At 63.1% G+C, this 12,469-nt stretch carries 12 protein-coding genes; 8 read left to right on the top strand and 4 right to left on the bottom strand.

The genetic code is table 11. The features are described 5' to 3' along the window. Positions 1 to 80: 80 nt before the first annotated feature. Positions 81 to 707, top strand: a complete 627-nt coding sequence (locus tag DXT74_RS01655) for a hypothetical protein (protein ID WP_194427156.1) — start codon at positions 81 to 83, stop codon at positions 705 to 707. Positions 708 to 923: 216 nt separating this feature from the next. On the opposite strand, the gene DXT74_RS01650 is transcribed toward DXT74_RS01655, so the two are convergent. Together DXT74_RS01650 and uraH are read right to left on the bottom strand one after the other, a co-directional pair. Continuing rightward, complete coding sequence (locus DXT74_RS01650) at positions 924 to 2,189, bottom strand: urate hydroxylase PuuD (RefSeq protein ID WP_194427155.1); 1,266 nt, start codon at positions 2,187 to 2,189, stop codon at positions 924 to 926. Positions 2,190 to 2,222: 33 nt separating this feature from the next. Further along, positions 2,223 to 2,576: a hydroxyisourate hydrolase gene (uraH, locus tag DXT74_RS01645; RefSeq protein WP_194427154.1), complete on the bottom strand. Its 354-nt coding sequence runs from the start codon at positions 2,574 to 2,576 to the stop codon at positions 2,223 to 2,225. Positions 2,577 to 2,756: 180 nt separating this feature from the next. Between uraH and DXT74_RS01640 the strand changes: the two genes are divergently transcribed. The 7 genes from DXT74_RS01640 (at position 2,757) to DXT74_RS01610 (ending at position 8,707) form a co-directional block, all read left to right on the top strand. Continuing rightward, positions 2,757 to 3,500, top strand: a complete 744-nt coding sequence (locus tag DXT74_RS01640; RefSeq protein ID WP_043638250.1) for a GntR family transcriptional regulator — start codon at positions 2,757 to 2,759, stop codon at positions 3,498 to 3,500. Between the two features lie 17 nt (positions 3,501 to 3,517). After that, on the top strand, positions 3,518 to 4,456 hold the full coding sequence (puuE, locus tag DXT74_RS01635; RefSeq protein ID WP_179140733.1) for an allantoinase PuuE: 939 nt from the start codon (positions 3,518 to 3,520) through the stop codon (positions 4,454 to 4,456). Next, positions 4,447 to 4,956, top strand: a complete 510-nt coding sequence (gene uraD, locus DXT74_RS01630; protein WP_194427153.1) for a 2-oxo-4-hydroxy-4-carboxy-5-ureidoimidazoline decarboxylase — start codon at positions 4,447 to 4,449, stop codon at positions 4,954 to 4,956. Before puuE ends, uraD begins: the two co-directional genes overlap by 10 nt. A gap of 11 nt (positions 4,957 to 4,967) precedes the next feature. Then, positions 4,968 to 5,585 carry a LysE family translocator gene (locus DXT74_RS01625; RefSeq protein ID WP_052370563.1) on the top strand — a complete coding sequence of 206 codons (618 nt, stop codon included), beginning with the start codon at positions 4,968 to 4,970 and terminating at the stop codon, positions 5,583 to 5,585. Positions 5,586 to 5,642: 57 nt separating this feature from the next. Beyond that, entirely contained in the window at positions 5,643 to 6,683 is a 1,041-nt protein-coding gene (alc, locus tag DXT74_RS01620; protein ID WP_194427152.1) for an allantoicase, read from the top strand. A 36-nt stretch (positions 6,684 to 6,719) separates the two neighbouring features. Continuing rightward, positions 6,720 to 7,229, top strand: a complete 510-nt coding sequence (locus tag DXT74_RS01615; RefSeq protein ID WP_194427151.1) for an ureidoglycolate lyase — start codon at positions 6,720 to 6,722, stop codon at positions 7,227 to 7,229. 110 nt (positions 7,230 to 7,339) lie between these two features. Continuing rightward, positions 7,340 to 8,707, top strand: a complete 1,368-nt coding sequence (locus tag DXT74_RS01610) for a nucleobase:cation symporter-2 family protein (RefSeq protein ID WP_081555222.1) — start codon at positions 7,340 to 7,342, stop codon at positions 8,705 to 8,707. A 166-nt stretch (positions 8,708 to 8,873) separates the two neighbouring features. On the opposite strand, the gene DXT74_RS01605 is transcribed toward DXT74_RS01610, so the two are convergent. Continuing rightward, positions 8,874 to 10,331: a sensor domain-containing diguanylate cyclase gene (locus tag DXT74_RS01605; RefSeq protein ID WP_194427150.1), complete on the bottom strand. Its 1,458-nt coding sequence runs from the start codon at positions 10,329 to 10,331 to the stop codon at positions 8,874 to 8,876. 386 nt (positions 10,332 to 10,717) lie between these two features. Then, complete coding sequence (locus DXT74_RS01600; protein WP_194427149.1) at positions 10,718 to 12,418, bottom strand: hydrogenase maturation protein; 1,701 nt, start codon at positions 12,416 to 12,418, stop codon at positions 10,718 to 10,720. Positions 12,419 to 12,469 lie beyond the last annotated feature (51 nt).

Genomic DNA, 12,469 nt, shown 5'->3' with positions numbered 1-12,469 from the left:
CGATAGCCAAAATAACCGCGTCTCGGCGTTTCGGCCACCGCCGCGCCGCAACGCAGCCGGACGTGCGCTGGGGGAGGCCGATGGCGTTAAAAGCGCAGAAGGAGCTGGAGCTGGTGCTGCGGTTATTGCAGCGCAAGGGTTTGCACGCCGTGGATCGGCAGTCCTGGCCGCCGCCGCTGCCGGATGTCGGCGCCACCCTCAGCGACGGCCGGCGGATCGCTTTTGAAGTGACGGAAGTCCATGCGGACGAACATCTTTTTGGCGGCGGCAAAGGCTGTCTGCGCGCGCGCGAAGTGCGCCAGGCGCAGCAGGGCGAGGATGTGCCGATCAGTGTGCCCAACGCGCCCATCGCCGCGATCAAATACCGGATTCAAGCCAAATGCGTGAAGCGTTACGCGGCCAAGCCGGGCTATGAATTGAGCCTGCTGCTGGCGGCCAATATTCCGCAGTTCGGCGGCGTGGCCGCCACCACTCTGTTTCCCGCCTTTATCCAGGAAGCGGCGCTGACCGCCGCCACCCATGATTTGCTGGAGTCGTCGGCATTCGAGCGCGTCTACCTGCACCTTATCCAGCCTGGCGTCTTGTATGAATGGAGCAAGCAGGAAGCCTGGGTGGAAATGGCCAAAGCCCCGGATGAGGGAACCCGTCCGCCTTTCTGGGCGGAACCGCTGCTCGGCGGGGTTTGTTGGCAGGGCGGCGCGTCCTGAAAGACAGGACGCGCGTTTTCATTCCGGGCCGGGCTTAACCTGTTTACGATCGGCTACGCGTCGTGAGACGCGGCAAGGTGGGGCGCGCCTCGAAATGTTCGTGCGCCACCTGTGCATTCCGCTTTTTCGCTCGTTTTCGCCTGGTCTCGCCCTTGCTCGCGAGCCTTTGAACAGGCTCTTAAGCCTCTCGTCTTTTTCAAACGCGTCGGCGCGGCGTCAGTGATTAGGCGCTGGCCCCCATGCGGACAAGATCTCTCGTTCCTCTTGGGTCATCTGAGTCAAATTGGCCAGCGGCATGTATTTGGACGCCACCGCCTGCTTGATTCTGTGCGCGTTGATGAGGATTTCCTTCGCATCGTCAAATTTCAAACCGGCCGGCGGCGCCACGAATCCGGCCTGGCTGGGCGTGGCCGAGTGACAGGACAGGCAGCGGTTTTGAATGATGGCGTGAATCTGACGCAGGTTGTCGGCTGTTTTTTGCGCTGTCGACGCCGCCAGGGAACCCGTCGCAACCGGTGCCGCGGCTTGCGGGGCGGTTGGCGCGATATTGGGCGGGGGCGGCGCGGCCAATAAGCCCACGCCAGCCAGCAACAGGCCGCCCAACGCCGGCAGCAGCGGCCGCTTGCGGCCAGAGTGACGCAGCACGAAGTATTGGCGGATCAGCGCGCCGGACAGGATGAACAGCACCATGATCAGCCAGGCATGGCGGTTGCCGTAGGCGAAGGAGTAGTGGTTGCTGATCATCAGGAACACTACCGGCAGTGTGAAATAGGTGTTGTGCACCGAGCGCTGCTTGCCGCGCAGGCCGTCCAGCGGATTGGGTTTTTCGCCGGCCCGGATGGCGCGCACCATGCGGCGCTGGCCGGGAATGATCCAGAACAGGACATTGGCCGACATGCAGGTGGCCATCACCGCGCCGGTGATCAGGAAGGCGGCGCGGCCCTGGAAGATTTGGCTGCTGGCGTAGGCCACCAGCGCCATCAGCAGCGCCACGGCGAGGCTGAGCGGGCCGTCGCGGTTCATGTCCGGGCTGATGCGGCGGCAGAGCTGGTCGTAAGCCAGCCAGCCGCCCAGCAGGAAGGCGGTGGCGATCACCGCGGCCTGGCCGCCGGACAAGGCCGCCGCCCAAGCCCAGGGGCTGCCGGAGTTGACCAGGTAGAAGGAGGCGTTGAACAGGTAGAGCAGGGAGAACAGGCCGAAGCCGGACAGCCAGGTGGCGTAGGATTTCCAAAACGACCAGTGTAGCTTGTCGTCCAGCGGGAAGGGCGGCTGGCCCAGGTATTTCTGGTTGTGGTAAAAGCCGCCGCCGTGCACGGCGAACATCTCTCCGTGCAGGCCGCGCCGGGCATCGGCGATGGAGGGCGGCGACAGGCTGTTGTCCAGCATGACGAAGTAAATCGATTCGCCTATCCAGGCGATGGCGGCGATCACGTGCAACCAGCGCAGCAGCAGGTTGCCCAGCTCCAGCAGGTAGTTTTCCATGGCGAGGTTTCCGGGTGGGGAACGGGAACAGCGTCAACTGCCGCGGTAGGTGGAGTAGCTCCAAGGCGTGACGACCAGCGGCACATGGTAGTTTTCGTCCGCCTTGGCGACGCCGAAGCGCAACACGACTTGGTCGAGAAAACGCGGCTCCGACAGCTTCACGCCTTGGGCGGCGAAGTAATCGCCGGCATGAAAAAGCAGTTCGTACACGCCTGCGCGCAGCTGCTCGCCTTCCAGCAGCGGGCGTTCGCAGCGGCCGTCGCGGTTGGTCGCCGCGTCGGCCAGCAACAGGCGTTGTTCTCCGTCCAGCCGGTACAACTGGCAGCGCACGTCCGACGCCGGCTTGCCGTGCATGATGTCCAGCACATGGGTGGTCAATTTGCCCACAGTGGTTTCTCCTTTGTTGTGGGGCCCGATCTGGCGGGCCTGTTATCGTCGATCTTGTTATTCGCGATGGCGATTTGAAATTGTCGACAATTTGTGTTGACGATAGTGTTTGCTCACGACAATAATTGTCAACAAAATTCTGAAAGCATAGAGCAGGATATGGAAATACCGGGAGGAGACATGTTGCATTCGGCTAACGGAACCCAGGCCGCCGCCGCGCCCAGGGCGTCTACCTTGGTGGGCGACGGCGTGCCGAGCAATGACGCCGACCGCTTGTACTGGGAAATCTTTGATGCGGTGATTGACCAGCGGCTATTGCCGGGGGTGAAGCTGACCGAGGCGGTGCTGTGCGACGCCTTCCAGTGTTCGCGCAGCAGCGCCCGCAGCGCGCTGGCTCAGTTGGCGCACGACAAGATTGTGGACATCCAGCCCAACCGCGGTGCCTTCGTCGCCAAGCCGGACGAGAAGGAAACCCGAGATGTGTTCGAGGCCCGACGCATGGTTGAGGCGGCGATTCTGGACAAACTGCTGGTCTTGCCCGATCTGGCCGAGCGTTTGCAGCCTATGCGGCGCATGGTGGCCGACGAGCGCGCGGCTTTCGAACGCGGCGACCGGGTCAGCTGGATTCGCCTGTCCAACGCCTTTCACGTGCAGCTGGCGCGGCTGGCCGACAACGAGGTGTTGACCGAGCTGATGCACGGCCTGTGTTCGCGCACTTCGCTGATCATCGCTTTGTACGATGTGCCCGGACGAAGCGCCTGCTCCTTCGACGAGCATGAGGCGATTCTGACGCGGCTGGAGGCGGGTGACCGCGCCGGCGCGGCGGCGGCGATGCACCATCATCTGGAAGACTGCGAACGGCGGCTAAAGGTGGAGGCCCCTAGCCGACTGGACCCGTGGACGGTATTCAACCTTAAACGCTGACCGAGGGAAGGATAGCCATGCAGGCGGATTATCCACGTGATTTGATCGGCTACGGCCGGGAGCTGCCGGAGGCCAATTGGCCGGGGGCGGCGCGCATCGCGGTGCAGTTCGTGCTGAATTACGAGGAGGGCGGCGAGAACAATGTCCTGCACGGCGACGCCGGCTCTGAGCAGTTCTTGTCGGAAATCATCGGCGCGGAGGCGTACCCGGCGCGGCATCTGTCGATGGAGTCGGTTTACGAGTACGGTTCGCGCGCCGGGGTGTGGCGCATCCTGCGCGAGTTTGAACGGCGCGGCCTGCCGCTGACGGTATTCGGCGTGGGCATGGCGCTGGAGCGACACCCGGAGCTGGCCAGCGCGCTGGCGGAGTTGGGCCATGAGGTGGCCGGCCATGGCTATCGCTGGATTCATTATCAGCAGGTGGACGAGGCGGTGGAACGCGAGCATATGCGGCTCTGCGTGGAGGCGATTCGTCGCCTGACCGGCCAGCGGCCTTCCGGTTGGTATACCGGCCGAGACAGCCCCAACACGCGCCGGCTGGTGGTGGACGACGGCGGTTTTCTCTACGACTCGGATTACTACGGCGACGATCTTCCGTTCTGGACCCTGGCGCGGCGCAGCGATGGCAGCGAGCTGCCGCATCTGATCGTGCCTTACGCGCTGGACACCAACGATATGCGTTTCGCCACCGCTCAGGGTTTCAATACCGGAGAGCACTTCTTCAGCTATCTGAAAGATGCTTTCGACGTGCTCTACGCCGAGGGCGTCGACAAACCGCGCATGTTGTCGGTGGGGCTGCATTGCCGTCTCATTGGTCGGCCCGGCCGCTTTGCCGGCCTATGCCGCTTTCTCGATTATCTGGAGCGGCATCCGCGAGTGTGGGTGTGCCGACGGGTGGATATCGCCCGGCATTGGCGGGAAGCGCATCCTTTCACCGGAGTCGGATCATGTCCTTGACGCTGAAGCAGCTGAACGCGCTGCCGACGGAGCAGTTCGTCGCCGCGCTGGGCGGTATTTTCGAGCATTCGCCCTGGGTGGCGGCGCAGGCAGCCGATCAGCGGCCATTCGCCAGCATGGCTGACTTACACGACTGCATGCGGCGACAGGTAGAGGAGGCGGGGGTGGAGGCGCAATTGCGTCTGATCCGCGCGCATCCGGAACTGGCCGGCAAGGCGGTGCAGCACGGCGACTTGACCGTCGAGTCCGCCGCCGAGCAAGGCGACGCCGGCTTGGATCAATGCTCGCCGCAGGAGCTGGAACTGTTGCGGCGCTTGAACGCCGACTATCGGGCCCGCTTCGGTTTTCCCTTCGTTATGGCCGTTCGCGGTTATGAGCGCGCGGGCATCATCGCCGAGTTTCAGCGGCGGCTGGCCGCTGAGCCGGAGGCGGAACGGCAGGCTTGTTTGCAGCAGATATACCGGATCGCCGGCCTACGTCTGGCCCAACTGATTGCTTAGCCGGAGCGGCCATGTCCAGCCAGATTCTCGTCATGTATTTGTTGTCCATCCTGGTGGTGATCGCCGTGCCCGGACCGCTGTCCCTGTTCATGGTAACCACCAGCGCCGAACATGGCCTGCTGCGCGCCTGGCCGGCGTTTGCCGGCGGCGTGCTGGCTTCTTTGTCGCTGCTGCTTTTGTCCGCATTGGGCGTGGGCGCGCTGATTCTGGCGTCGCCCGGCCTATTCGCCGGCTTGCAGTTGCTGGGCGCCGCTTATCTGTTGTGGCTGGGTCTCAAGGCCTGGCGGGGCGCAGGGCAGGCCGCGGGCGCGCAGGACGGCCGGAGCGGCGCTCCGACGCAATGGTTTTCCCATGCCTTTCTGCTGGGCATCAGCAATCCCAAAGACATCGCCTTTTTCGTGGCGCTGCTGCCTCAGTTCATCGACGCCCAAGCGCCGCTGGCGCCGCAATTGGGGTGGATGGCGGCTGGCTGGGTGGTGGTTGATTTATCGTGCAAGACCGCTTACGGCGTGTTGGCGCAGTTGTTCTTCCAGCGTATGGCGGTGTTGCGCATCGTGTTTCTCAAGGCTTCGGCCTTGTTTTTCCTCGCCTTGGGGCTGGCGCTGATCTGGGGCCGGCTAGCGGCGTGAACGGCGGGCGGCGCGGCCTGCCGGCGCGCGTCGACGCACTGAGAAGGAGAAAATCTGATGGCGCTTGTCAATCACCCGGCGGGAACGGTGCTGCACGCACCGGCGGCCGATGTGCCGGAGTTCGCTCGGCGTTACGTTAACTTGGCCGCCGCCGATTTCGGCGCCAGGGTCCTGACCTGTTCTGATCAGTGGTTCGCCGCGGCGGAGCGGATGCTGCAAGCGTCCGAGCCGGTGTTTATCGTCGGCGAATTCGACGATCACGGCAAATGGATGGACGGCTGGGAAACCCGTCGCCGCCGCAACGGAGGCTACGACCACGCGGTGATCAAGCTGGGCCTGCCCAGCGTGATCAAAGGGCTGGACATCGATACCAGCCATTTCAGCGGCAACTATCCGCCAGCGGCTTCGGTGGAAGCCTGCCGATCAGCCGACGATCCTGACGAACGGACAGAGTGGGTGGAGATTCTGCCGGCCGTGTCCTTGGGCCCCAGCGCTCATCATTTCATCGCGATTGAGGATGCGCGCGATTGGACCCATTTGCGCTTGAATATCTATCCGGACGGCGGTGTGGCGCGCTTCCGCGTATACGGACAACCCGCCTGCGACTGGGCGCGGCAGGACCCGGCCGCGCTGCATGAGGTGTCGGCGCTGGCAAAGGGCGGCCGCGTCGTCGCTTATAACGACGCCCATTTCGGCGTGCCCTTCCGGCTGATCATGCCGGGGCGCGGCGTCAATATGGGCGACGGCTGGGAAACCCGCCGTCGGCGGGAGCCGGGCAACGATTGGTGCATCGTTGAGCTGGGGCATGCGGCGCTGGTGGAGAGCATCGAAGTCGACACCGCTCACTTCAAGGGCAATTACCCGGACCGGATCTCGGTGCAGGCCGCCTATGTCCACCATGGCACCGACCAGTCCGTCGTGACCCAAGCAATGTTTTGGGACGTTTTGCTGCCGGAGCAGAAAACGGAAATGGATCGGCAGCATTTTTACGGCAAGGAGTTGCTGCGCGATCTGGGCGCTGTCACGCATGTGCGCCTGAACATTTTCCCTGACGGCGGGGTCAGCCGGCTGCGAATCTGGGGACGGTTGGCGGATTGAGCCGCCTTGGTCCGCCACCCCACGAAGGAGCGCGGCATGACGATTTTAAGCTTGGAGCCTTTGACCAAACAGGCTTTCGCCCCGTTTGGCGATGTGATTGAAGCCGATGGCAGCGATTGGTTTCCCATCAACCAGGGCAGTACTCGCCGCTATCACCGGCTGGGTCTGATCGATATCGCCGGCGACGGCGGCCTGCCCGGCATCAGCATGGCGCGCGGTGACGCGCATCATCCGCCGCTGGAGATCCGCATGCTGGAGCGGCACCCGCTGGGCAGCCAGGCTTTCATCCCTTGCAACGGCGTCCCTTGCGTGGTGGTGGTGGCGCCGGCTTGCGTCGGCGACCGGCCGGACGAAAGCCGGATCCGAGCCTTTCTGGCGCGCGGCGATCAGGGCGTCAACTACCATCGCGGCACTTGGCATCACCCGCTGACTTGTCTGGAGCGGGCCGGCGATTTCATCCTGCTGGACCGCATCGGCGCCGGCGACAATTGCGACGAGGCAATGTTGTCGCAGTCCTATCTCATCCAATCGGTCGGCGCGGGCTAGCCTGCGTCGATCTCTTTTTTAGCGGTCAAGGAGTCGATTGTGTAATACCAGCAAGTCGTCAGGGCGGCGATGTTTTAAAAAGCGGCCCGACATCTACAAAGGAGACGAGCATGGATTCCAAGCTGTCGGTGCACCCGGTGGATCAACGCCTGCCCTTGGGCAAGCTGTTCACCCTGGGCCTGCAACATGTGTTGGTGATGTACGCCGGTGCGGTGGCGGTGCCGCTGATCATCGGCAGTTCCCTGGGCTTGCCCAAGGAGCAAATCGCGCTCTTGATCAGCGCGGACCTGTTCTGTTGCGGGGTGGTGACCTTATTGCAGTGCGTGGGCGTCCGCGGGCTGGGCATCCGCCTGCCGGTCATCATGGCGGTGACTTTCGCCGCGGTGGGGCCGATGGTGGCCATTGGCAGCAATCCGGCATTGGGCCTGCCCGGCATTTTCGGCGCCACCATCGGCGCCGGGGTGCTCAGCTTGTTGGCGGTACCGCTGATGGGGCGGTTGATCGGCCTGTTTCCGCCGCTGGTCACCGGGGTGGTGATCACGGCCATCGGTCTGTCCATCATCCCGGTCGGCATTGACTGGGCCGCCGGCGGCAGAGGCAACCCAGACTACGGCCATCCGCTCTATCTTGGGGTATCGGTGGCGGTGCTGGTGTTCATTCTGTTAGTTACCCGTTATCTGAAGGGCTTTTTCTGCAATATCGCGGTATTGCTGGGTTTGTTGTTCGGCTTTGCCCTGGCCCTGCTGCTGGGAAAGGTTAATTTGGGCGGCTTGGGCGAGGCGTCCTGGTTCGCGCCCATCACGCCCTTCCATTTCGGCATGCCCCGTTTTGAGCTATGGTCCATCCTGACGTTGACCGTGGTGATGCTGATCATTTTTGTGGAGTCCATGGGCATGTTCCTGGCCCTTGGGGACATTGTGGAGCGTCCGGTGGACAGGGCTGCCTTGGTGAGCGGTTTGCGGGTGGATGCGTTGGGCACGGTGATAAGCGGTCTATTCAATTCCTTCCCGCATACTTCGTTTTCCCAGAACGTGGGCCTGGTGGGCGTCACCGGCGTCAGCAGCCGCTGGGTGTGTGTGATGGCCGGCGGCATTCTGGTTGTATTTGGCTTGGTGCCCAAGATGTCGCTGATCGTGGCGTCGATTCCACCCTTTGTGCTGGGAGGGGCCGGCCTGGTGATGTTTGGCATGGTGCTGGCCACCGGGATCAAGATTCTGGGCAAGGTGGATTATCAGACGCAGCGGCATAATTTACTGGTGGTGGCCATCAGCCTGGGCTTGGGCATGATTCCGACGGTGTCGCCCGGATTTTTTCGGCACTTGCCGGAAGTGCTGGCGCCCTTGCTGCATAGCGGTATCCTGTTGGCCACGGTCAGCGCGGTGGTGCTGAATGTCTGGTTCAACGGCCTGGCGCGGCCACGGGAAACGGCGTCCAAAGGTGCCGCGCTTGGGGAGGCCGCATGTCAGCGGCCGTGTTGAGACGGCCCGGGCTCAGAGCCTGTTCAAAGTCTGCTGCGCTTTATCGGGATGAATAGAAGAAGGCGTTGAAACCCGCTTCGATATGCTAATGTGCCCTGTGCGCATTCCGCTTTCTCAGGGTTTTTCGCCTTATCTTGTCTTTGCTCGCGAGATCGTAAACAGGCTCTTAGGCGGTTTCAGCGCCGGCCGCCGCGATCTCGCGCTTATTCCCGTACATCTTCCGGTCCGCCACCGTCAGCAGCTCATCGATCAACAAGCCGTCCTCCGGGTAATAGGCGATGCCGATGCTGACGCCCACCGAAATTAAATGATCGTTGACCTCGTAGGGTTGATGGATCACCTGCTTCAGGCGATTGACGATTTTGTCCGCCTCGCGGTTGGATTCGATATCTTCCATCAATACCACGAATTCGTCGCCGCCCAGCCGGGCCACCGTGTCTTCGCTGCGCAATTCTTCCTTGATGCGGGCTGCGATCAGTTGCAGGATGCGGTCGCCTGTGATGTGGCCGTAGGTGTCGTTGACCGGCTTGAAGCGGTCCAAGTCAAGGAACAGCAGCGCCAGCCGCTTGCCGCTGCGATCCACGCGCGAGATGGCGTGCTGCAGCCGGTCGTAGAACAGGTTGCGGTTGGCCAGTCCGGTTAGGCGGTCGTGGTTGGCCAGGTAGAATAGCTGGTTTTCCCGCTGGCGGCGGCCATGCGCCAATTGCAGATAGTGATGGGACACCAACAGTAGGCCGGTCAGCAGAGCCAGTGACAGGACCAGCAGCATGCCCCATTCGAATGTGCCGATCTGCCGCCAGCCTAGTTGCTGGTTGATGGTGAGCAAGAGCGGCTGGTTGGCGCCGCCCAGCGGGTGGCGGGCTTCCAAGCGTGGGAACAGCAGGGTTTCCAAGGCACTGGCGCGCTCTGGGCCGCGCAGCAGGGCGGGTTGGCCTGGAGGCGGATCGTTGCGGTGAAACAGGCGAACTTCCACGCCCTCCCGCAGCGATAGCGGGCTGGGCAGCAGGCTGTCGGCGCGTATCGCCATGGCGGCGAAGTGCGCTGGCGCCAAGGAGGCGGCCAGGGGCTTGCTCAGCATATCGTCCACGGCGCGGATGAGCAGGTAGCCGGCCGGGAGGCCGGGCAGTTTGATCTGACTGGAAATTTCCATCCGGCCGCTTTCCAGCGCGTTCTGTAGGGTCTGGCGCGCGGCTTGCAGCCGACCCAGGTCCGCGGCCAGCAGGTTGGGCTGGGGCATGGGTTCGATGAAGGCGAGCGGGAATAGGCCAAAGCGGCTTTCCCAGCCGTCGCCGCTGGCTGCGGGTATGGGGAGCGTTTGGCCGTACAGTTGCTTCAGACGTTGGCCGAACATTGGCAACTGGTCGGGGCTGATGCGTTCGATGTGGCCCAGCCACTGGATTTGCGGATAGCGGCGCAGTAATTGCCGGGCAAGCCTTTTTTCGGATGGCAGATCCTGGCGGCGATCCAGCGCGCTAAAGGTGGCGTAGCTGTCCAGCACGGTTTCATGGCTCTGCAGTTTTTGATTGAGCTGTTCGGACAGCAGCAGAGCGTCGCGGTTGAATTGTTGTTCGGCGCCTAGCAGCGCGTGACTGGCGATCGACAGAGCGACTAGCGCACTCAGCACCAGCCATATCGCGATGCATCCTGCATAAACCAGCCGTGTCCGCATGTAGCAACCGTTAGGAAGGGGGAAAGAGGGGATGTCAGATTTTATAAGAAGGCGCGGTTATTTTTTAGCTTTGACTGATGAAAAAGCGGTTTTTAAGTAGTTGTACGTAAAACAATGCTGTTGTTTTTCGTCATGAAATTGAAATCAAACGGCCCGTTGAGGCGGGCCGTTTTGAGGGTGAGAACAGCGTGATGGGTTTTAGAACCTGTTTACGGTCTCGCGAGCAAGGGCGGGAGAGGGCGAAAACGGCTGAGAAAGCGGAATGTACGAGTGGCACATGAGCATTTCGAAGACGGTTTCAACGCCGTATCGCCAGCGCGCGGCAGATTATGAACAGGTTCTTAGCGCGTCCGGGCCCAATCGGCGACCAGGCGCTGCGGCGTGCCGCAGGCTTTACGCTTGAGCACGAAATTGCGGCATTTCTCCAAAAACTGGCCGCGGTTTTCCACCATGTCCTGGCGCATTTCCAGCAGCTCGGTCTGGCGGCAGCGTTCCATCCGCTCCAAGTCCAGCTCGGCCTTGCGCGCGCGCTGCGGGCGGAAGCGGTCGTCGTTCAACGCCAGCCCGGCGGCTTGCCGCAACCAGACGCCAAAGTCGTGTGGGTCGTGCGGGCCGATGTCGTGAACCATGCCCAGGCGCCAGGCTTCGCGCGCGCTCAGCGGCAGGCAGGCGTCGGTGAGCAGGCGGGCCTGTTCTTCGCCTACTGCGCGCGGCAGGCTGTAGGTCCAGTATTCCGAGCCGTACAGGCCCATGGTCTTGTAGTGGGGGTTAAGCACCACGCCGCCGCGGGCGAACACCAGGTCGGCGGCCAAGGCCAGCATCACGCCGCCGGCGCCGGCGTTGCCGGTCAGGCCGGACACCACCAGCTGGCGCGCGGTCAACATTTCCTGGCAGACGTCGTCGATGGCCTGGATATTGGCCCATGCCTCCAAGCCAGGTTCGGACGCGGCCTGGATCACGTTGAGGTGGACGCCGTTGCTGAAGCTGCCGCGGCCGCCGCGCACCAGCAGCACGCTGGTGTCCTGAGCTTTGGCCCAGCGCAGCGCCTCGCTCAACCGTTGGCATTGTTCGGTGCTCATCGCGCCGTTGTAGAACTCGAAGGTCAGTTCGCCTACGCGGCCGTATTCGCGGTAGCGGATGGGCTGGTAGTTTTCCTCGCAGTGAGGGTGGGTGTTGATGGACCAGTCCAGCCGCGGCACGCCGTCCAGCAAACCGGCCAGCACATGTCGCGCCGGGCGCTTGAAGGTTTCCTCGCCGGCCTCCGGTTTGCGGCGCAGCGCGCCCAGCCACAGGCTGTGCTCGCCGGCGCCCACCAGCACGGCGTCGTCGTGCACCGCCAGCAGTTGACCCGGCTGGCCGGCGCGGTAGTCCAGATGCGCGTCGTAGACGTAGTAGTCCCCGCCGGCCAATTGCGTCAGCACGCCGGGCTGGCCGTCGGCGGCGTCGATGCGGCGCTTGATCTCTACGGCGGGCTGTTGCCACAGGAAAGCGCGGTCGCTTTGCTTCATATTGGGTTGCAGCCGGCCGCGCACATGCGCTTGGCCGTAGTCCAGCTGCGCCGGTTCGAAGCCGGTGCCGAATTTTTCCACCACGTCGCGGATGCAATACATGGCGGCGTCGCTCACCGGGCCGTTGTAGAGCTCGGATTTACGCGTTTCCGGCGGCATGTCGAACTCGCAGCTGGACCAGATCGGACCCGCGTCCATTTCCTCCACCGCTTGCAGCGCGGTGACGCCCCAGCGTTTTTCTCGCAGGGTGATGGCCCAATCCAGCGCTGAAGCGCCGCGGTCGCCGACGATGCCGGGGTGGATGATGACCACCGGCCGGCTGCTGTCGCGCCACAGGGTTTCCGGCACCCGGTCCTTGAGGAAGGGGCAGATGACGATGTCGGCGCCGGATTGCTGAATGTTGGCGCTGACTTCCTGCTCGTTGGTGAACAGTTGCACGCTGACTTGGTGGCCGGACTGGCGCAATTCCAGCCAGGCGCGCTGGGTGAGTCCGTTGAACGCCGACGATAACAGGATGATTTTCAATGACCGCATGACCGCTCCTTGCCCTAAATGGAATGCATGGCCGGCGGCGGAGCGCCAGTT

Source organism: Chromobacterium sp. Rain0013 (assembly GCF_015291765.1).
GTDB lineage: Bacteria > Pseudomonadota > Gammaproteobacteria > Burkholderiales > Chromobacteriaceae > Chromobacterium > Chromobacterium haemolyticum.
The sequence above is the reverse complement of the archived record's forward strand: the minus strand, read 5'-3'. Positions and strand labels throughout refer to the sequence as shown.